Annotated in this window: 16 protein-coding genes and 1 pseudogene; 2 read left to right on the forward strand and 15 right to left on the reverse strand. The window is 44.9% G+C overall.

Going from position 1 to position 21,220, the window contains the following annotated elements:
* Positions 1-20 precede the first annotated feature (20 nt).
* Both PAENI_RS11240 and PAENI_RS11245 read right to left on the reverse strand, forming a co-directional pair.
* Complete coding sequence (locus PAENI_RS11240) at positions 21-1,229, reverse strand: Tm-1-like ATP-binding domain-containing protein (RefSeq protein ID WP_042131317.1); 1,209 nt, start codon at positions 1,227-1,229, stop codon at positions 21-23.
* Between the two features lie 99 nt (positions 1,230-1,328).
* Positions 1,329-2,528, reverse strand: a complete 1,200-nt coding sequence (locus tag PAENI_RS11245; protein WP_149645309.1) for a phosphoenolpyruvate hydrolase family protein — start codon at positions 2,526-2,528, stop codon at positions 1,329-1,331.
* A gap of 292 nt (positions 2,529-2,820) precedes the next feature.
* On the opposite strand from PAENI_RS11245, the pseudogene PAENI_RS32590 reads away from it, so the two are divergent.
* Together PAENI_RS32590 and fliB are read left to right on the forward strand one after the other, a co-directional pair.
* Positions 2,821-2,907 (forward strand): annotated as a pseudogene (locus tag PAENI_RS32590) (esterase family protein); the annotation flags it as partial.
* 88 nt (positions 2,908-2,995) lie between these two features.
* Positions 2,996-4,240, forward strand: coding sequence for a flagellin lysine-N-methylase (gene fliB, locus PAENI_RS11255; protein WP_149645310.1), 1,245 nt, complete (start codon positions 2,996-2,998; stop codon positions 4,238-4,240).
* Positions 4,241-4,317: 77 nt separating this feature from the next.
* Here the strand turns inward: fliB and argH are convergent, their stop codons facing one another.
* The 13 genes from argH to PAENI_RS11320 all read right to left on the reverse strand — a co-directional run bounded on the left by argH (position 4,318) and on the right by PAENI_RS11320 (position 21,133).
* Entirely contained in the window at positions 4,318-5,733 is a 1,416-nt protein-coding gene (gene argH, locus PAENI_RS11260; protein WP_076285684.1) for an argininosuccinate lyase, read from the reverse strand.
* A gap of 94 nt (positions 5,734-5,827) precedes the next feature.
* Positions 5,828-7,063 (reverse strand): argininosuccinate synthase, encoded by a 1,236-nt coding sequence (locus PAENI_RS11265; protein ID WP_042192353.1) that lies wholly within the window; start codon positions 7,061-7,063, stop codon positions 5,828-5,830.
* Positions 7,064-7,355: 292 nt separating this feature from the next.
* Complete coding sequence (gene argF, locus PAENI_RS11270) at positions 7,356-8,324, reverse strand: ornithine carbamoyltransferase (protein WP_149645311.1); 969 nt, start codon at positions 8,322-8,324, stop codon at positions 7,356-7,358.
* Positions 8,321-9,607 (reverse strand): acetylornithine transaminase, encoded by a 1,287-nt coding sequence (gene argD / locus PAENI_RS11275; RefSeq protein WP_149645312.1) that lies wholly within the window; start codon positions 9,605-9,607, stop codon positions 8,321-8,323. Before argD ends, argF begins: the two co-directional genes overlap by 4 nt.
* Positions 9,608-9,677: 70 nt before the next feature.
* Positions 9,678-10,508, reverse strand: a complete 831-nt coding sequence (argB, locus tag PAENI_RS11280; protein WP_149645313.1) for an acetylglutamate kinase — start codon at positions 10,506-10,508, stop codon at positions 9,678-9,680.
* Positions 10,509-10,549: 41 nt separating this feature from the next.
* On the reverse strand, positions 10,550-11,782 hold the full coding sequence (argJ, locus tag PAENI_RS11285) for a bifunctional ornithine acetyltransferase/N-acetylglutamate synthase (RefSeq protein WP_149645314.1): 1,233 nt from the start codon (positions 11,780-11,782) through the stop codon (positions 10,550-10,552).
* A gap of 20 nt (positions 11,783-11,802) precedes the next feature.
* The gene (gene argC, locus PAENI_RS11290; protein ID WP_076285680.1) at positions 11,803-12,858 is read right to left on the reverse strand and encodes an N-acetyl-gamma-glutamyl-phosphate reductase; all 1,056 of its coding nucleotides are present in this window, start codon (positions 12,856-12,858) and stop codon (positions 11,803-11,805) included.
* 175 nt (positions 12,859-13,033) lie between these two features.
* A complete protein-coding gene (locus tag PAENI_RS11295) occupies positions 13,034-13,918 on the reverse strand; it encodes a YitT family protein (RefSeq protein WP_042131326.1) in 885 nt (294 codons plus the stop codon).
* A 151-nt stretch (positions 13,919-14,069) separates the two neighbouring features.
* A protein-coding gene (gene prfB / locus PAENI_RS11300; protein ID WP_143759238.1) for a peptide chain release factor 2 occupies positions 14,070-15,183 on the reverse strand; the annotation gives its coding sequence in 2 pieces (ribosomal slippage) (positions 14,070-15,110 and positions 15,112-15,183; 1,113 coding nt in all).
* 364 nt (positions 15,184-15,547) lie between these two features.
* A complete protein-coding gene (gene secA, locus PAENI_RS11305; RefSeq protein ID WP_149645315.1) occupies positions 15,548-18,055 on the reverse strand; it encodes a preprotein translocase subunit SecA in 2,508 nt (835 codons plus the stop codon).
* A 279-nt stretch (positions 18,056-18,334) separates the two neighbouring features.
* Positions 18,335-18,883 carry a ribosome hibernation-promoting factor, HPF/YfiA family gene (hpf, locus tag PAENI_RS11310; protein ID WP_042131328.1) on the reverse strand — a complete coding sequence of 183 codons (549 nt, stop codon included), beginning with the start codon at positions 18,881-18,883 and terminating at the stop codon, positions 18,335-18,337.
* A gap of 229 nt (positions 18,884-19,112) precedes the next feature.
* Complete coding sequence (locus PAENI_RS11315) at positions 19,113-20,549, reverse strand: S-layer homology domain-containing protein (RefSeq protein ID WP_188114532.1); 1,437 nt, start codon at positions 20,547-20,549, stop codon at positions 19,113-19,115.
* Between the two features lie 386 nt (positions 20,550-20,935).
* Positions 20,936-21,133 carry a cold shock domain-containing protein gene (locus PAENI_RS11320; RefSeq protein ID WP_019915069.1) on the reverse strand — a complete coding sequence of 66 codons (198 nt, stop codon included), beginning with the start codon at positions 21,131-21,133 and terminating at the stop codon, positions 20,936-20,938.
* Positions 21,134-21,220 lie beyond the last annotated feature (87 nt).

Below are 21,220 nucleotides of genomic sequence, written 5' to 3' on the forward strand. Positions count from 1 at the left end.
TTAAATGTTCTGTGTTAGTGTTATTTGCTCATGAGATCTATTAGCTTCTGAGCTGCTGCTTCTGCAAACTCTACATCATTAATGGCACAATCCATTTCGATAACCTCGACAACATTTCTGTTCACACCATTTCTCAAGGTATCAAATAACATTTGATCTTCCTCTACGCCATAAAAGGCTTCCCCTGCAACATCAATGCCGGATATCCCTTTAAGAGGCAACATTAATACCGTTTTTTCTTTGGCCATATTTAATTTCTCGACAAGCTTCTTACCGATGGCTTCATTCTCTTCTACCGTTGTTCTCATCAAAGTAACTGTAGGGTTATGCTTATAGAACTTATGTCCAGCAAATTTCTCGGGTACCGTATCATAAGGGCCAAAGTTGCACATATCAAGTGCACCTACCGACACAACCTGTGGAATATGATGTTTTCCAGCAGCTTCTAACCGATGAGGTCCAGCATTTAGCACACCGCCAATAATTTCGTCCGCCCATTCAGTTGTGGTCAGATCCAATACACCTTCAATAAAACCAGCCTCGATTAGCGCTTCCATGGACTGGCCACCTACACCTGTTGCATGGAATACAAGCACTTCATATCCTCTAGCTTCAAGATAGTTACGGGCTGCCGTCACACAGGGGGTTGTTACCCCAAACATTGTTGTAGCTACTAATGGTTTTTTCTCTATCACTTGTTTATTCTCAAATTTAAGCATACCGGCGATGGCGAAGGCCGCATTGGTAAAAATCTTTGTTGAAATGGAGTTCAGTCCAGCAACATCCACTACGGATGGCATCATGACAATATCACTAGTGCCTACATATGGAGCAGTATTCCCTGAAGCTACGGTCGAAACCATCACTTTTGGTACACCAATAGGCAATGCCCGCATACCAGGGGTTACAAGTGAAGTCCCTCCAGTGCCCCCAAAGGAGATAATTCCATCAAATTTGCCTTGCTTATATAATTCAGGTACTAATTTTTCCATACCTTTGGCTAATAATTCTGTTGCCAGTGCCCTATCTTTCTTGGCAACGAGCTCATCTATACTTACACCCGCGGCTGCTGCTACTTCTCGGTTAGAGATATCCGGTGTAAAAGTGGGTTCAAACACACCCGTATGAATCGTAAACGTACCTAGCTCCAAGCTTTCCAGCAAATTTTTAATGTAGAGATATTCTTCACCCTTGGTGTCAAAAGTTCCGGCAATGGCAATCGTCTTCATTTCTTCAACCTCCTCTTCAAATATCTGCAACAAAAAAGCATGATCAACTTATGAGTTAATCATACTTCTTTGGTTTATCAATGAAAACGCTTTTATGTCTTATGTTTTTGTGTTTATGTTAGATTTATATTGTTTTGGAGAGAACCCTTTATACTTCTTAAACATTTTGCTAAACTGCGCATAGTCTTGGTACCCAACTAATGGCGCTAGCTCAGATAACTGGATATGGTCTCTATGTAATATTTCCGCTGCCTTATCCATCCGAAATTGTACGAGATACGTTTGAAAGCTGCAGCCTACTTTTTTGGTAAACAAACTACTTAAGTAACTTCGGGATACATGGGCCACTTTAGCTAAATCTGCAAACAAGATCTCATTCATATAATTTTGGGTTACGTATTCTTTTACAAATTCAACATAATCATAGTGCTTTGTGATGCCATCTAACATTTTGACCATAAAATCATCTTCATCCAGCGTCCCTGACACTTTAAAAGCTTTAGTTATATTAGTAATGGACTTCTCCGAGGGAATTCTTTCAAAAGCAGAGCCCCCGATATACCCCATCAAATTTTGATTATTACTGTACATATACTGCACATCAATTGGCGTTTTCACGGGACCACCATACACCAATTTAATTAAATCTGGCTTTAGCGCATTGCATGTATTAAAAATTTTGTCCGCCTTAGCCTTGGCAGCTTCCAGCGAGAATACCTTCTTGGCTCCTAATAATCCCCCTTCGGTTAAGCCTAAATGTGCACAAATAATATCTGCTCCTGCCTCGATCATCTGAGCGGCTTGGATTTCGTCAAATACAAAGGCTATGGTAAACAAATCTTTTTCGTGTGCTATTCTTATAGCTTCTACTTCAAGTAGATAACCATTCCCTTCTTCTTCGAGCGCTTCTCCAAATTGACCATCTATTAATCCAACCGTGGGGTAATTATTAATTCCGGAAAATCCCTTATTCTTTATTTCACAGATATAGGTCTCCATATCTTTTGTCGGATCGGTTGCATTAAGGCCAAAAATAATAGGAATATCTCTTACCAAAGGTATGATCTCTCTAGACGCAAAGTCCATCACCATATCATTACTATTGCAAAATGGCAAAATCCCAGCGAGAGAGCTCCTCCCCATCTGGCGGAATTTACCCGAGTTTAACATCAGAAGGAAGTCTGCTCCACCCTGCTTCGCATACTTTGCCGTTATTCCCGCACCTGTGGCTACTCCAATAATATGATTCCCCAGTTCTAATTGTGATCTAAGCTCGTCTAGGATTTGCTCTCTACTCATACTTACGCACCCTCCTATCCCTAATCTAAGGATAACCGTAAAGAACACTGTGAATCCAGTTATGTTGTAATTAGCTTATTTAGATAACAAGCATAAACGCCTTCGGCGTCCTTATAAGGATGGTAAGCGTTTAAGTGAGAGATATTGGACATAAAGTATCGGTGTAAAACTTATTCTTCCTTATATTTAAAAAAATCCCGCCTGCCACCTATTATGGTATGAGGCGAGATTTGGTATTTATACGGCTTACAAAATAGCGTCACCGTGTTTCACTCCCCATTACTAAACCTAGGAGGAAGGTCCTGGCAACCATGAATGGGGCTATTGGGATACCAAAATCCGCGATGTATTGGCTTGGTTGCCATTGAACAGTGTATAGTTCAGAGTTCGGGTGCATCTTCATTTGATCATGATATCTGCCGATAATAAACCTATATGGCATTCTAAACTTTAAGGGAGAAACTATCATGATAGAAAAAAAGCGCGTTGTTCTTGTGCCAGAATACTTAGAGAATTTCTCTTGCATTGGATCTGATTGTGAAGATACTTGCTGCGTAGGCTGGCGAGTAGATATTGATCAGAAAACCTATAAGAAATATAAAAACGTAAGCGATAGAGAAATGAAACCTCTACTAAACAAACATATAAAACGCAGACGTTCCAATGCATCAGAAATTAATTATGCAAAAATAGTGATGGATTCTAATTCAGCTTGCCCCCTTCTAAATGAAGATAAATTATGTTCTATTCATAAGACTCTAGGTGAGGACTATCTGTCTAATGTTTGTAGTACTTACCCTCGAACCACAAACCAGGTTAATGAAACATTGGAGAAATCGGCCACGTTGTCATGTCCTGAGGTGGCTCGTTTGGTATTGTTAAACCCAATTGGTATTCAATTTAATGAGATTGAAGAATCCATAAACGTCCGAAATTTTATGAATAAGCAAATAAATACAAACCGAGAAATGTCTTCAAAAAAAATAGATGGTTATTTTTGGGATCTGCGAATTTTCACAATACAAGTCTTACAGAATCGAAGTTATTCCATAGCACATAGATTAATAATCCTTGGAATGTTCTACCAGAAAATACAGGGATACCATTTAGAAGGACGACTAGATGATATCCCTCAACAAATTTCTTCCTACAGTAGCTTGATCGAAGATGGAAGCTTCCAGGATGCTTTGGCAGGTATCACCACATCAACAACTATTCAAATGCAGCTCTTAAAAGAACTGACTGATATTCGTATGAACACAGGGGTACAGAGTTATCGATATATAGAATGCTTTAGTGAATTACTTGAAGGGATTCAATATACGAAAGATTCAACAGTTGAAGAAGTTACAAAAAGATACCAACTGGCGTACAGTGAATACTATGCCCCCTTTATGACACCTAATGAATATATACTAGAGAATTATTTAGTGAATTATGTATACAAGAACCTATTCCCAAGTACAAATAATACGGATATTTTCGACTCCTATATTCTGCTTGTGGTTCATTATTCTTTAATCAAATTACATTTGATTGGCATGGCAGGTCATCATAAGGGAGACTTCGGAGTAAACCACGTGATTAAATTAGTTCAATCCTTTGCTAAGACGGTTGAGCACGACTCCTTGTACTTAAATAGGGTTATTGAATTGCTTAAGAGAAATGAATACACCTCCATGGCATATATGGCTATTCTAATAAATAACTAAAAAAATGCTTATAAATAAAAAATCCCGCCCGCACAACCTTACAAGGTATGCGAGGCGGGATTTATGTTTAATTTTACTTACAATATAGCGTCACCGTGTTTTACAACCCATTCATTAGCTTCGTGCAGTGCCTGCTCCGCGCGTTCGATTGCAGCTTTCACCTGAACGGTGGCTGTGCCGCCATAAACGTTACGGGCGTTAACTACAGCTTCCGGTTGAAGAACAGCATAGATATTCTCGTCGAACAGCGGTGAGAATTGCATGAACTCTTCCAGCGTCAGATCCAGCAGGAACTTGCCTTCGTTAATGCAGTAGAGCACTGTTTTTCCGATTACTTCATGTGCTTGGCGGAAAGGAAGACCTTTGCCTACCAAGAAGTCGGCGATATCCGTTGCATTCGAGAAGTCCGTGTTCACGGCTTCACGCATACGTCCCTTGTTCACCTTCATGGTGGAGATCATCGGCGCGAACAATTGCAGTGCACCAGTCAGTGTAGTAACGGTATCGAACATGCCTTCTTTGTCTTCCTGCATATCCTTGTTGTACGCCAGTGGCAGTGATTTCAGTACGGTCAGCAAGCCAATCAGGTTGCCGTAAACGCGGCCTGTTTTGCCCCGTACCAGTTCTGGTACGTCCGGGTTCTTCTTCTGCGGCATAATGCTGCTGCCTGTGCAGAATGCATCATCCAGCTCCACGAAACTAAACTCTGTGCTACTCCACAGTACCAATTCCTCACTGAGTCTGGATAGATGTGTCATAACAAGCGCTGCATTCGCCAAGAACTCCACGATGAAATCGCGGTCGCTGACAGCATCCAGACTGTTCTCATACACACTGTCAAAGCCCAATTGCTCGGCCACAAAATGGCGGTCGATCGGGAAGGTCGTTCCTGCAAGCGCTCCTGCTCCGAGTGGCAGCACGTTGATCCGTTTGTAGCTGTCCGTCAGACGTTCTGCATCGCGGCGGAACATGGATACGTAAGCCAGCAAGTGGTGAGCAAACAGGATCGGTTGTGCCCGCTGCAAATGCGTATAACCAGGGATGATCGTCTCTACATTATCTTTGGCCTGCTCGATCAAAGCTTCCTGCAATTCATGCAGCAAGCTAACTAGCTCAACTACACGACCACGTAAATAAAGGTGCATGTCCGTCGCCACCTGATCGTTACGGCTACGTCCTGTGTGCAGTTTACCACCAACCGGACCAATTTCCTCGATCAGATGTTTCTCAATATTCATATGGATATCTTCATCCGCTACGGAAAAAACAACCTCTCCAGCGTTAACCTTGTCCAATACTTTGTTCAGACCTTGCTTAATCGTCTCCACATCTTCTTGTGGAAGGATTCCGCATTTGCCCAGCATTGTGACATGCGCCAGACTACCTTGTACATCTTCTTTGGCCAAAGCCTTATCAAATCCAATGGAAGCCGTATATTCCTCCACCAGCTTGTTTGTTCCTTTAGTAAACCGTCCGCCCCAAAGCTTGCTCACCTGTAGTTTCCTCCTCTTGGACGCCAGAGGGCCGCTCCTATCCTGACGGGAGGAACGGCCTTCGGGGTTGCCCGTTTAAGTTTATGTTATCGTTCTATTTCGAAGCTCCATTTACACCAGTAGAAACTTTAAGGCGCAATGCGTTCAAGTGGATAAAACCAGTTGCATCCCCTTGATCATAAGCTTGTGTAGGATCAGCTTCCATCGTTGCAATTTCAGGGTTGTACAGGCTGACTGGGCTCTTCACTCCAGCGCCGATGATGTTGCCTTTGTACAATTTAAGACGAACAGTACCTGTTACATTTTGCTGGCTCTGTGTTACAAGAGCTTGCAATGCAATACGCTCTGGTGCGAACCAGAAACCGTTATACACCAAAGTGCTGTAACGAGTGATCAGGCTGTCACGCAGGTTCATCACTTCACGGTCCATCGTGATGGACTCCATTTTGCGATGAGCGACGAACAGGATTGTTCCACCTGGAGTCTCATACACACCACGGCTCTTCATGCCGACAAAACGGTTCTCAACCATATCTACACGTCCGATACCGTGTTTACCGCCTAGCTCGTTCAATTTCTCCATCACTTGAAGTGGGTTTAAGGACTCACCATTCAGCGCTACGCAGTCTCCCTTAACGAAATCGAGTTCCAAATATTCCGCTTCATCCGGAGCATCCTCTGGAGCGTTGCTCAGTAGGAACATTCCTTTGTTCTCAGGTGCACTTGGATCGAACCAAGGATCTTCCAATACGCCGCTCTCATAGCTGATGTGCAGCAGGTTACGGTCCATCGAATACGGCTTCGCCGCAGAGGCTTGTACCGGAATATCATTAGCTTCCGCATAAGCGATCATTTCCGCACGACCCGGAAATTGATTGCGGAACTCTTCCAAACGCCAAGGTGCGATCACCTTGATGTTCGGAGCCAAGGCAGCTACGCCAAGCTCGAAACGCACTTGGTCATTCCCTTTGCCTGTCGCGCCGTGCGCGATAGCCGTTGCGCCTTCAGCGATGGCGATATCCACCATGCGCTTAGCGATTAGTGGACGAGCAATACTAGTTCCGAGCAAGTATTGGCCTTCGTAAAGCGCGCCGGATTGGAACATAGGGTAGATGAAGTCGCTAGCGAACTCATCGCGCAGGTCATCGATGTATACTTTCGATGCGCCGGTTGCTAGTGCTTTTTCCTCCAAACCGTCGAGCTCTTCTTTTTGGCCGATATCGGCTGTGAAGGCGATGATCTCAGCATCATAAGTTTCTTTAAGCCATTTCAAAATAACGGATGTATCTAGTCCGCCGGAATAGGCGAGTACAATTTTTTCTTTAGCCATGGTGTGGCAACTTCCTTTCGTGTGGGCTATATAAATTAAAATAACTGTGCTCTCGCTAGCACTTTAACGATTAATCGTAACTACGCGGAATGTTTGGACTTCCGGTCGCTGTTATCATCAGATTTCTTTTATTTCAAACCGCATTATGCGGATGAAATCTGATGATAAAGGCGAACGCTACGCTCCTACAGTTCCAAAAATTCCGCTCCATTACTCCATCGTCCAAAACCTAACTTCGCTCAACATTAATTCAATTTATATAGTGATTTATATTTTATATTATTTAAATTCCTTATCCCATTAGGGCAGCCATTAAAGCCTTTTGCGCATGCAGGCGGTTCTCAGCCTGATCAAAGATGACAGAGTTAGGGCCATCAATCACGCCTGTGCTGACCTCTTCCTCACGGTGGGCTGGCAGGCAGTGCAGGAAGAGATAATCGCTCTTCGCGCCTTTTACAAGCTCCTCATTGACCTGATAGTCCTTGAATGCCGCTTCACGCGCCTTTTGCTCCTCTTCGAAGCCCATGCTCGCCCACACATCGGTATAGATGACGTCAGCATCTTGTACGGCTTCTTGCGGGCTGCGAGTGACCACAATCTTTGCTCCGGTTTCTTTAGCGATCTCACGAGCTTCTGCGACAACCGCTGCATCCGGCTCATAACCTTCCGGTCCGGCAATAGATACGTCCAAGCCCAGCTTAGCTCCGCCAATCATCAAAGAATGCGCCATATTGTTTCCATCGCCGATATAAGCCAGCTTCAGGCCTTTAAGCTTTCCTTTGTGCTCATAAATGGTTTGGTAATCCGCCAGCACTTGGCAAGGATGTGCCAGGTCGCTCAGACCGTTGATTACTGGAATAGAAGCATAACGAGCCAGATCCTCTACTTTGTCATGGCCGAAGGTACGGATCATAATTCCGTCGAGGTAACGTGACATTACTTGTGCTGTATCGCCAACCGTTTCACCGCGTCCAAGCTGAATGTCATTTTTGCTCAAGAAAAGGGCATGCCCTCCCAGCTGATACATTCCAACTTCAAACGACACGCGCGTACGAGTAGAGGATTTTTCAAAAATAAGACCAATCGTTTTCCCCTTCAGCGGCTGAAATTCTTCGCCATTTTTCTGCTTCTTCTTCAGCTCAATCGCCGAATCAATCAGATACGTAATTTCCTCCGGGCTGTAATCGTTCAGCTCCAGTAAATCACGGCCTTTCAGTTGCTGCGCAATGGTGTGCTTGTTACTCTGTACGCCCTGACTCATGAGCTTACCTCCCCGTTTGCTTGTTTAGCATAAGTATGAATGAGTTCGGAGACGATGTCTACCGCTTGGTCGATCTCCTCTTTACTTACATATAGATTAGGCAGCAAGCGAAGGACATTAGGACCCGCTGTCACGAACAACAGGCCTTTCTTTTGTCCAGCCAAAACAATATCGCCCACTGGTGATTGACATTCAATCCCGATTAACAGTCCTTTACCACGGATATCCTTCACAAAAGAACAGTCCGCCAGGTTCTCTTTCAAAAGACCTGTCAGGTATTTACCCATTTCCTCGGCGCGCTGTGGAAGCTCATCCTCCAGCATCGTCTCAATCGTCGCTGCCATAACCGCTGTTGCAAGCGGTGTTCCTCCGAAGGTGGATGCATGGCTGCCAGGTGAGAATGCTTCACGCAAATACCCTTTGCCAAGCATTAAGCCCGCTGGGAACCCACTAGCAATCCCTTTAGCCAAAGTGAAAATATCTGGTTCAATTCCATAATGCTGATGAGCGAACAACTTGCCTGTACGTCCCATACCTGTCTGTACCTCATCTACAATCAGAAGCAATCCGTGTTTCTTGCACAGTGCCACTACAGCGTTCAAGAACTCTGGTTCTACCTCTAGCACGCCACCCTCTGCAAGCACCATCTCCAGCATGATAGCAGCGGTATGATCACCGATAGCAGCTTCCAACGCCGGGAGATCATGCAAGGGCACCGTCTTGAAGCCTGTTGGAAGCGGCAGGAAGCCTTCTTTTACCTTTTGCTGACCTGTAGCTGTCAGTGTGGCTAATGTACGTCCATGGAAGGATTGTTCAAATGTGATGACCTCATAACGGTCGACACCTTTTACCTTCTGGTGGTAACGACGAGCCAGCTTAATTGCAGCCTCATTCGCTTCTGCCCCACTATTGCAGAAAAACACTTGATCAGCGCAGCTATTTTCTGTCAAAAGATTTGCAACTTTGTCCTGTCCAGGAATATGGAACAGGTTCGAGACATGCCAGAGCGTATCAATCTGATCCTTCAGCTTCGCACCGACTTTTTCAGGAGCATGACCTAGACTGGTCACAGCTAATCCACTTGTGAAATCAAGATACTTATTGCCCTTATCATCCCATACCCAAGTGCCTTTGCCTTTAACTAAGCTGAGATCATATCTGGCGTAAGAAGGGAATACCGCGCTCAGCTTGCCTGCTGCAACATCCGGTGTACCTGATCCTACTGTATCGGTCTGCTGTGCCCCTGCTTGCGAATCCAATTCCACTTGTGTAAGCTTGCTCATTCTAAGTCACTCTCCCACCTTGTGCTCCTGTGTACCAGGCTGCACCTCTAATTGATATTCATCTATGATTCTACGAACGAATAATACGTGTGCCTATCGCTTCACCTTGCAGTACTCGGCTAAGCACCCGCGGTTCTTTTCCATCCACAATGATAACCTCTGAAACGCTGCCTTGAATGCAATCGATAGCTGCCCGTACTTTTGGGATCATGCCGCCGTAGATTTCTCCACTTTCAATTAAAGCTTCGATTTCCTGTACGGTAACGGATGGAAGCACAACCTTTCGCCCCTCCACCGTACTCATAATGCCAGGCACATCTGTAACTACGATCATTTGGGGAGACTCTACATAAGAAGCGACTGCCCCTGCTGCTGTATCTGCGTTAATATTGTAGCGCTGACCTGCAGCATCTACACCGATAGGTGCAATGACAGGAATATATCCCATACCTATAATCCCTGTTACGATATCAGCTTTCACTTCCGTTACTTCGCCTACCAAACCTACTTCAGCGCTATTAGCTACGGGTCTAGCAGTAATCATATTTCCATCGATGCCGGATAGCCCTAGAGCTAGACCGCCACTTCCTTGAATTCGCCTTACAATCGCCTTGTTGATACTCCCTGTCAGCGTCATCTCTACGACATCTAGTACTGCCTCGGTGGTTACTCGCAGACCGTTCACGAAGCTGCTTTCAATGCCTAGCTTTGCTAGATTCTCTGAAATGGCTGGCCCTCCGCCATGAACAATTACAGGCTGAATGCCTTCCTGCTGCAAATCTCGTAAATCTTCGAAAAAAGAATCAGGAAGAGCAGCCAGCGTACTGCCGCCGCATTTCATCACAAACAATCCACTACCATCTAATGCATCTATAAGTTCAAGCTCGCTATTTAGCGTCATAAGTTCGGTATCCTTCCCTTGTGGGCTTAAGCCGCCACAAATTAGGTACGGTATGCAGCGTTAATACGCACATAATCGTAAGTTAGGTCACAGCCCCAAGCTGTAGCCTTTCCGGTTCCATCATGCAAATCTACAGTGATCAGCACAGTTTCACTTTTTTGCAAATAGGCCAAAGCCTTCTCCTCATCAAAAGCAACCGGCTTCGAGTGCAGTAGCACCTCAATATCACCTAACGAAATGTTCACACGCTCCGGCGATACTGGCACACCCGCGCGTCCAACCGCAGCAATAATCCGTCCCCAGTTCGCATCCGCTCCAAAAATAGCAGATTTCACTAGGCTAGAACCCACCACTGTCTTGGCAATCGCTGAAGCAGCTTCGTCATGAACAGCACCATTCACTTGAACCTCAATCAGATGAGTTGCACCTTCGCCATCTCGAGCAATCGCTTTGGCAAGCGTCTGGCACACATAAGTGAATCCAGCAGCAAAAGCGTCCCAATCCGGATGAAATCGAGTCAGCTTCTCATTACCTGCAAGCCCACTCGCCATCGACACTAACATATCATTCGTGCTTGTATCACCATCAACTGTAATCATATTAAAAGTAACGTTCGTAGCAGAACGAAGTAGACTGTGTAAATCTTCTGCTGAAATATCAGCATCTGTAGTCATAAAACCGAGCATGGTAGCCATGTTAGGATGAATCATCCCGGAGCCCTTCGCAGCTCCAGCAATAATAACTTCTACACCGCCAACAAGCACCTTCACGGCAACCTCTTTTTTAACTAAATCAGTTGTAAGTATGGCCTGACAGAATTCCTCCGCTCCAGCAGCCCCACCGTCCAGCTTTTCTGGTATTGCAGCAATACCGCTACGTACGCAATCCATCTTCAGCAGCTCACCGATCACACCAGTCGAAGCGACAGCAACATCATTAACCTCTACACCCAAATGTTGAGCCGCAGCAGCGCGCATCTCATAAGCATCGGCCTCGCCTTGTTCACCTGTGCAGGCATTAGCATTCCCGCTGTTCACGACTACCGCCCGCAACGTTCCGTTCACAAGACTTTCTCGCGTCACCTTCAGAGGAGCCGCCTGAAAAACATTTGTCGTATATACGGCAGCAGCCGTAGCTGGAACCTCACATAGGATGACTCCGAGATCGTTGCGGTCTGTTTTTTTCAATCCACAGTGCAGTCCTCCGGACTTAAATCCTTTAGGTGAAGTAATGCTTCCACCTTCCAAGGTAGTAAATAATTCAATCTCGCTCATGTTATTTGTACCGCTGATCCTTATGGATACACAGGTGTGTAACCGAGGCCAAGGGTTTCCTCCCATCCCATCATCAAATTAAGGTTCTGTATTGCCTGACCTGCCGCACCTTTTACAACGTTATCAATGACGGAGACTATGGTCACCCGCCCTGTACGAGCATCTGTCGCAAATCCGATATCACAATAATTAGAGCCGCTAACTTCTTTTGTCGCTGGAATCACACCTACATCGCGCACCCGCACATAAGGTCTGCCCGCATAATATTCACGATATAAATTCACAAAATCCTGCTCCGTATAATTGCCCGTCATTCCTGCATACATCGTACTCATAATACCTCGGCTCATAGGCACGAGATGTGTGGTGAACGTTACGGTTACCTTTTCTCCAGCAATCTCCGTGAGCGTCTGCTCGATTTCTGGTATATGTTGATGTTTATTTATTTTATAAGTTTTTAAGTTCTCGTTTATCTCTGCATAATGCACCATCAGGCTCGTTCCGCGTCCTGCTCCGGTAACCCCGGATTTGGCATCAATAATAATACTGTCATGCTTAATCCAGCCTGCCTGAATCGCAGGAATTAGTCCAAGAAGTGTAGCCGTAGGATAACAGCCTGGATTAGATATAAAATCAACCCCAGCCACTCGCTCTCCGAACACCTCGCAAAGTCCGTACACAGCTTGTTCTAGGTACTCATCAGCAGGAGCCGTATGTTTGTACCAGTGCTCATACTCTGCGCCATCCTTCAATCGGAAATCACCGGATAGATCTACGACCTTAAGTCCAACTTCCAGCAGCTGCGGCACCAGCTTTGCACTTACACCAGATGGCGTAGCCGTAAAAACCACATCCGCCCGCTCAGCCATCTGCGCCGGATCAACGCCATCCAGCCTTCGGTCAATAATGCCCGTCAAATGAGGAAACCCTTCCTCTATCGCATCCCCTGCACTAGATGAGGAAATTACCGAAGTAATCTCTACTTTAGGATGACTTTGTAGTAGCCGAATCAGCTCTACGCCTCCATAACCCGTTGATCCAACAATCGCCGCCCTCAGCTTGCCTTCCACTGTCATCCCCACTTCCTGCTTATCCTGAATATATTATTTAATATAATGCATACCGTCTTAGAAATATGTATTATTATACATCCCTATTAATATAAATACAACACAATATGTGAACTTTATTCATCCTAAATATAACCTCATTTAGAAAAAAAGAGAAGCGTCGCCTCCCCTGTAGGAGAGATTACGCTTCTCTTTTAAATCCTTCGCCTAACACTTCATGTGCTTCGGTAATTATAACAAATGCACTTGTATCTACGGATTGGACAATCGCCTTTAGCCTTGATACTTCATTCTGACCTACCACTACCATCAGAACGGTACGTGCATCTCCAGTGTACCCGCCATGTGCGTCCAGCTTTGTCAGACCACGATCCAGATCATTTAATATCGCCGCAGATATTTCATCTGTCTTGTCCGAGATAATATAAGCAACCTTCGTATAACGGAAGCCTACCTCTATTGCATTAATGGCCTTACCTGTAACAAACAATCCGATCAGCGCATACAGCGCCTGCTCCATGCCGAGTATAAATGCAGCCAGCACAATAACCGTCCCGTCCAGCAACACAACGGAAACTGAGAAGCTGAGACCGGATATCTTTTGAATGATCTGCGCCAAAATCGTAAGTCCACCTGTTGAGCCCCGTCCGCGGAACACAACGCCAAGTCCCACCCCCACACAGATACCGCCATAAATGGAGGCTAAAAGTGGATTGGTTGTCGGTGTAGGCAAATCTTTTGTCAACAAGATAAATAGCGGCAATACAAAGCTCCCGAGCAACGAGCGAACGCCGTATTGTTTACCCAGGAAGATTACTCCGAGCACAAACAGCGGGATATTAAGTGCCCATTGCGTAAATGCCGGTTCAGCCCCAAACCAAGCTTCAGCCAATACAGAAAGACCCGATACACCACCAGAAGCTATATGATTAGGCAGAAAAAAAAGATTAAACCCCAGTGCCGTGATTAGCGAACCGATCAGAATAAGCGTTGTATCCACCACATGACGGACGGGTCCATTCAGTGGAATCAGCGGGGGTTTATTGCGAGAATTGATTTTTTGCATTTCATGGCGCTCCTTAAAGTGTCATCTTGCTCTACGTAAGAAGAAACGGCTATTCCATCCATATCAAAGAATGGTATCCGTTTCCCCTAAAAAAATATAAAGATAAAGTATGGAGTAAGCTTATACTTTCCTATATTCCCGAAAAAATCCCTTAATCCGCCTCAACCTTGATCTGGCTACGCAAGTACCCATCAATGAATGCGTCCAGGTCTCCGTCCATTACTGCACCCACATTACCTGTTTCCACGGAAGTACGATGATCCTTGACCATGTTATACGGATGGAATACATAGGAACGAATCTGACTGCCCCAAGCGATTTCGGATTGCTCGCCGCGAATCTCATCCAATTGCTGCTGCTGCTCTTGCAGCTTGCGCTCATAGAGCTTGGAACGCAGCATCTTCATCGCTTGTTCCCGGTTCTTGATCTGTGAACGTTCGTTCTGGCAGGTTACCACTACGCCCGACGGCAAGTGAGTAATCCGTACCGCAGAGTCCGTGGTATTGATATGCTGTCCACCGGCGCCACTCGCACGATACGTATCGATCTTAAGATCCTCAGTCCGAATCTCAACTTCTACATCATCCGTAATTTCCGGAACGACATCACAGGACACAAAAGAGGTATGGCGTCTACCCGAAGAGTCAAACGGAGAAATCCGCACTAGTCGATGGACACCCTTCTCAGCTTTTAAATATCCATATACGTTGAAGCCCTTGATAAGCAGTGTAACACTCTTAATTCCTGCTTCATCACCCGGTAAATAATCGAGCACTTCAACCTTAAATCCACGTTTCTCAGCCCAACGTGTGTACATACGCAGCAACATCTGTCCCCAGTCTTGGGATTCTGTTCCGCCTGCACCTGGATGAAGCTCAAGAATAGCATTTAACTTGTCGTACGGTTGGTTAAGCAGCAATTGCAGCTCGAATTCATCCACTTTACTACCTAGGCTACGGATCGTCTCTCCGATTTCTGTTGCCAGATCCTCATCGCCCTCTTCATCCGCAAGCTCTGCCATCATCGCAGCATCATCGTATTCCTGTTGAAGCTTCTCGTATTGATCTACGGAAGATTTCACAGCGTTCATCTCAGCGATTACACTCTGCGCTTGCTCACTATTATCCCAGAATCCTGGAGCCGCCATTTTCTCTTCAAAGTTAGAAATCATCTCTTGCTTAAGATCTAAGTCAAAGAGACCCCCTAAGGTCAGTTAGTTTCTTGCCTATTTCACGCAGATCTTGCTTTACATTTGGTTCTATCATAGGTCACTTCACCTTTCAAAATGGGTTGTTACGGTCTTCGCTATTGGAAAGTTAGTAATGAGTGAATGTTCAGCCATTCCGAGAAGGATTGGACTTCCGATCGCTGTTATTTCCAGATTCCTTGAATTGATAACCGCATAGCGGTTGGAATCCCGAAACAAAGGCGAACACTCCGTTTCTCCAGTTCCAAACCTTCTCTCCATTCCACATTCACTCAAGTGCTAAAGATCCAAAAAAGCGACTGGGCCGTAAACGGGGGATACCCCCGGGCCCAGCCGCTCTTTATGGTTAGTATACCCATAGAGATCAGGGTTAAAGACTTACATCTTCAACACCTGAATATGAGCGCTACTAAACGTTTGTCTTATGCGTTTTGACCGTGGCAATTCTTGTACTTCTTGCCGCTTCCGCAAGGGCAAAGATCATTACGGCCAGTCACAGCCTCAACATGAACCGGACGTTTCTCAACAGGTTCGCTGTTTGTAGAGATCTTGTCTTCATCAATAACGGATTGGCGTTCCTGATTCGCCTCGATGTGAGCCTTCATAATATAAGTAGCTACTTCTTCTTGAATCGTAGCAGTCATAGTATTAAACATCTCAAAGCCTTCGAATTGATATTCGCGAAGTGGATCCGTACCACCGTAAGCACGCAAGTGAATCCCTTGACGTAATTGATCCATTGCATCAATATGATCCATCCATTTGCTATCTACGGAACGAAGCACGATTACCTTCTCAAATTCACGTACGAGTTCTGAACCCAGACGTTCTTCACGTGCAGCATATTTCTCAAGCACGCGTTCGAAAATGAACTCGATGATTTCCTCTGCTTCCTTGCCCCATAGAATATCACGGGTCAAAGCACCTTCTTCAAGAAGCTTACTGTTTACGTAATCAGCAACTTCTTGCAGTTCCCAGTTCTCAGGAATATCATCGCTACAGTGTGCTAGAACGATACGCTCAATTACAGGCTTGATCATTTCAAGCACGATATCTTTAATATTATCGGACTCCAGAATCTCACGGCGTTGTTTATAAATAATTTCACGCTGTTGATTCATCACGTCATCATATTGCAATACGACTTTACGGATATCAAAGTTATTACCTTCAACACGTTTCTGAGCAGATTCTACAGCACGCGTGATCATGCGGCTCTCAATCGGCTGATCTTCCTCGAATCCGAGACGATCCATCATAGTCAGAACGTTGTCAGCACCAAAACGCTTCATGAGCTCATCGCCAAGCGACAAGTAGAATTGTGTTGAACCAGGGTCACCTTGACGACCCGCACGACCGCGCAGCTGGTTATCAATCCGGCGCGATTCATGACGCTCTGTACCAATGATATGCAGACCTCCAAGATCTGTCACACCTTCACCCAGAACGATGTCCGTACCACGTCCAGCCATGTTGGTAGCAATCGTAACTGTACCTGGCTGACCTGCATGGGTAATGATTTCTGCTTCCGCAGCGTGATGCTTCGCGTTAAGCACTTGGTGTCTAACACCTTTGCGCTTCAGCATTTCAGAAACGAGCTCTGAATTCTCGATCGACACTGTACCGACCAGTACAGGCTGGTTCTTTTTGTGACGTTCTACAATTTCTTCCACGACAGCCTTGAACTTACCATTCTCACTCTTGTAGACCACATCTGGCATATCTACACGCTGATTTGGTTTGTTCGTAGGGACTTGAAGAACTTCAAGACCATAAATCTTCTTGAACTCCTCTTCCTCAGTCTTCGCTGTACCTGTCATACCACCGAGTTTACGATACATACGGAAGTAGTTCTGGAATGTGATTGTTGCAAGAGTCATACTCTCATTCTGTACTTCGATTTCTTCCTTCGCTTCAATCGCTTGGTGCAGCCCATCGCTATAGCGACGACCTGACATTAGACGTCCTGTAAATTCATCAACAATAACGACCTCACCCTCGTTTACAACGTAATCTACGTCACGACGCATAATTACATTTGCTTTTAGGGCTTGGACGATATGGTGATTCAAAGTTACATGACTGTGATCATACAAGTTCTCAATACCAAAAGCGCGCTCAGCAGTAGCCACACCTTTTTCAGTCAAGGCTACAGACTTCACCTTAATATCAACTGTGTAGTCTTCTTCAGCCTTAAGCTTTTTCACGAAACGGTCTGCTGAAAAATACAATTCTGTAGACTTCTCAGCTTGTCCGGAAATAATAAGAGGTGTACGTGCTTCATCAATAAGAATAGAGTCCACTTCATCAATAATACAGAAATACAGAGGGCGCTGAACCATTTGCTCTTTATAAAGCACCATGTTGTCACGCAAATAATCAAAACCAAATTCGTTGTTTGTGCCATACGTAATATCGCAGGCATAAGCAGCTTGTTTATCAGCATGGTCCATACCGCTCAGGTTAACCCCAACCGTCATGCCCAGGAAGTTATAGATTTGTGCCATTTGTGCGCTGTCGCGCTGAGCCAAATAGTCATTGACCGTTACTACGTGTACGCCTTTACCTAGCAAAGCATTCAAATACACTGGCAATGTACCTACTAGTGTCTTACCTTCACCAGTCTTCATCTCGGAGATTCGGCCTTCATGCAGAGCCATACCACCAATTAACTGCACATCAAAATGCCGCATACCAAGTGTCCGCTTAGAAGCTTCACGTACGGCTGCAAATGCCTCAGGAAGAATTTCTTCCAGAGTTTCGCCTTTTTCAATACGGGCACGGAATTCTGCTGTCTTAGCTTGTAACTGTTCATCAGATAGCTTTACAAATTCCGGTTCCAATCCATTAATTACATCGACTGTCTTCATGAGACGTTTAACGTCACGATCGTTGGTGTCTCCGAATATTTTCTTTACAAGTCCTAGCATGGTTAACCCCTTTCATGCAACACAGATGGTGGAACCGAGCCCATCCTCACAAAATTGAAAGGGCCATTTATAAATTCGATTCCGCTGCTTCATAAATTGTAACAGTTTGTAAGAGATGCCGCAATACAAGGTGTATCAGCCACATTTTTCAAATATAGTCGCTTATACGCACAAGAGCCCTATTCGCTGCAAGCGAATAGGGGCTCGGTTTAAATTTCTTAGGTTCTGACTAACTCTCGAGGCCCTTTATACTTAGAGCATAACTGGCATCATTGTATCTTAGCCCTGTTCAATCAGTCCATATTTACCATCATCACGTTTGTAAACTACGCTTACTTCCGAGGTGTCGATATTGGAAAACACAAAGAAATTATGTCCTACCATGTTCATTTGAAGAATCGCTTCTTCTACATCCATCGGCTTCATCGTAAAGCGTTTGTTCCGCACAACTTCTAAATCATCATAATCTTGTTCTTCTACAGCAACAGCGGTACTAGCTCCATCCACAAACAGCGTCTTGAGTCCCTCTTGACGGAACTTACGATTGATCTTCGTTTTGTGTTTGCGAATTTGACGTTCCAGCTTGTCCACAACGGCATCTATGGAAGCATACATGTCATCGCTGCGGTCTTCCGCACGAAGCGTCACGCCAGCAAGCGGAATGGTTACTTCCACCGTATGAAGGCCGCGAACTACGCCAAGCGTCACAGACCCTTCAGAGGTAGGGGGTGCTTCGAAATACTTCTCAAGTTTGCTGAGCTTCTTATCAACATACTCTCTCAAAGCGTCGGTCACGTCAATTTGTTGACCTCGAATGGTGAATTGCATGGCCACTCCTCCTTTAGTTACACCTTCATTATACCAAATTGTTAAGCCTAAGTAAAAAGTAATTCCTTACAGCCCTTACAATTAGATAACAAATATTGTCGTAGTGTTCACAAATAAAACAAGTCCGGTAAGAGCAACTATTCGCCTCACCGGACCAAGAGTAAACCTGACGTTATTATAGTACGAATTCCATTCTTATATTCCCAAACTGAGACAGTATAAGATTAAGTTACTTGGTATGAATTTGAATGATTTCTACAGGTGACAATTGTGTACCTGTTCCTGTAATAACGTATACCTTATAGGCAGTATTAGCTGTCAATCCAGTCAAAGTATGCGTATGTTTTACACCAGGAGCGAACGTAAGCGTGTCCGTCCATGGTGCAGTCAATGCTGTACCAGCACTATTCTGCCCTAAAGAAATTTGTGCTGCGCTAGGTGCTTTTTCATTTGCCGGCAATACTACATATCTTACCGGTGTTGGAGTGCCACCTGTCGCACCATATTTAACATATACATCTGCTGTAACAGTACCTACTTGTCCTGGTTCAAAAAGCGTAATCGAGTTTGCAGTTGCCTGAGCAGTAGTTAAACGAACGGTTGTTACAGTAGACAGATTGCCAGATGCATCAGCTGCTACGATATATGTTGCATATTCTGTCCCAGGATTCAATCCGTAAACAGAGAATGTAACCGTTGTGTTGGTTACAGTTGCAACACTACCATGAATTCCGCTTGCAGTTCCATTGCTGATTTGTCCTTTTTCCACCTGCAATGCACTCGGTGCACTTACGTTAGCAGTATAAGGAGCTACAACATAGTACACTGAGCCCGTTACGGAAGATGTCAGGTATACATCGGCTGTTACCGAACCAACGTTACCATAGGTTGCCCCACTTACGGTTGGTGTTGTGACATTTCCGTCACCACCGTTACCGCCGCCAGATCCACCACCACTTCCTCCACCTGGAGTAGCTGTTGGCGTTGGCGTAGCTGTTGGTGTCGGAGTAGCCGTTGGCGTTGGGGTAGGAATTACTCCACCACCTGTCCCGCTACCTGGGTAATAGATGACCGAGGTATTGATGATACCTACAGCCTCTGCACGTGTTAACGATCTCTTAGGACCGAAGGTTCCATCCGGATAACCGTTAATAATCTTTTTATCCGCTGCAGCGGATACTGCACCTTTTGCCCATGCTGCGATTTGTGCATTGTCTTTAAATTTGCTAGTAGTGGTATTGGTGCTCAATTTAAGTAATTTCGCAGCCATTACTGCTGCCTCTTGTCTTGTGAGCGGACTATTAGGACGGAACGTATTATCCTCGTATCCTCCGATATAACCAGCTTCCACGGCTTTAGCCACTTCACTGTAGTTCCAGTTTGTGCTTTTCATATCTTTAAAGCTTACAGTTGCTTTTTCTTTAAAACCGAACAGGCGATTTACCAGAGTCACATACTCACCACGCGTAATTGCCTTGTTGGGTTTAACTGTACCGTCTGGGTATCCTCCAAGGTATCCACTATCTAACCATTCCTGGAGCTGAGCTTGGGCCCAGTGACCTTGAATATCCTTAGGTACGGAGGCGGCAGATACGCTGCCAAGAGATCCTAATAACATACTAACTCCTAAAACTCCGGTCATAAGACCGCGCAACTTCTTTTTCATCCTGCTAATCATCCTCCTAAAAGTTTTGATAGCGTAGGCTATAAGAATCTCTTCTTGGAAGTATTGGCCTAGGCTAACATAGTGTGCGTCGAGGTAAGATAAACAGCTCAACGTAAAGCTATTACCCACATTTCGGAGAATTCTAACATTTTCCATATTAAAAATTTACAAAGTACGCTATTTTCTTTCTATTAACTGCCTTGATAGAGGCTTATGAACACACAAAATATCCCCACAAAGTGGAGCTTTACTTCGATGCATATCAGGTACTTTGCGGGGGCCCCAAGCACACAAAAAAAGGATCTCGGGAGAATTCCCAAGATCCTTGCTAGCGCTGTCTAAATTGCTAACCATCTACTTATATGTAGGTCGGCTTAGCCGTATGATTATAATTTGATTACGTTAGCTGCTTGTGGTCCGCGTGCACCTTCAACGATATCGAACTCTACGGATTGGCCTTCATCCAAAGTCTTGAAACCATCAGTTTGAATCGCGGAAAAGTGTACGAATACGTCGCCACCGTCTGCAGTCTCGATAAAACCATAACCTTTTTCTGCGTTAAACCATTTTACTTTACCTTCCATTGATTAAACATTCCCTTCGTCATCAGATGAACGTGAGTCTTGCTCACAAATCGACTATACCACCGTAACTTCTTCATTGTCAATTGG

This window comes from Paenibacillus sp. B2(2019) (assembly GCF_008370385.1).
Taxonomy (GTDB): Bacteria; Bacillota; Bacilli; order Paenibacillales; family Paenibacillaceae; genus Paenibacillus_AQ.

Coding starts and splice junctions, on each gene's coding strand:
- argC (WP_076285680.1), bottom strand. CDS start 12,858: ATGACAGTGGAAGGCAAGCTGAGGGCGGCGATTGTTGGATCAACGGGT.
- argB (WP_149645313.1), bottom strand. CDS start 10,508: ATGACGCTAAATAGCGAGCTTGAACTTATAGATGCATTAGATGGTAGT.
- PAENI_RS11265 (WP_042192353.1), bottom strand. CDS start 7,063: ATGGCTAAAGAAAAAATTGTACTCGCCTATTCCGGCGGACTAGATACA.
- secA (WP_149645315.1), bottom strand. CDS start 18,055: ATGCTAGGACTTGTAAAGAAAATATTCGGAGACACCAACGATCGTGAC.
- hpf (WP_042131328.1), bottom strand. CDS start 18,883: ATGCAATTCACCATTCGAGGTCAACAAATTGACGTGACCGACGCTTTG.
- PAENI_RS11315 (WP_188114532.1), bottom strand. CDS start 20,549: ATGAAAAAGAAGTTGCGCGGTCTTATGACCGGAGTTTTAGGAGTTAGT.
- argJ (WP_149645314.1), bottom strand. CDS start 11,782: ATGAGCGAGATTGAATTATTTACTACCTTGGAAGGTGGAAGCATTACT.
- PAENI_RS11240 (WP_042131317.1), bottom strand. CDS start 1,229: ATGAAGACGATTGCCATTGCCGGAACTTTTGACACCAAGGGTGAAGAA.
- argF (WP_149645311.1), bottom strand. CDS start 8,324: ATGAGTCAGGGCGTACAGAGTAACAAGCACACCATTGCGCAGCAACTG.
- fliB (WP_149645310.1), top strand. CDS start 2,996: ATGATAGAAAAAAAGCGCGTTGTTCTTGTGCCAGAATACTTAGAGAAT.
- PAENI_RS11295 (WP_042131326.1), bottom strand. CDS start 13,918: ATGCAAAAAATCAATTCTCGCAATAAACCCCCGCTGATTCCACTGAAT.
- PAENI_RS11245 (WP_149645309.1), bottom strand. CDS start 2,528: ATGAGTAGAGAGCAAATCCTAGACGAGCTTAGATCACAATTAGAACTG.
- PAENI_RS11320 (WP_019915069.1), bottom strand. CDS start 21,133: ATGGAAGGTAAAGTAAAATGGTTTAACGCAGAAAAAGGTTATGGTTTT.
- argD (WP_149645312.1), bottom strand. CDS start 9,607: ATGAGCAAGCTTACACAAGTGGAATTGGATTCGCAAGCAGGGGCACAG.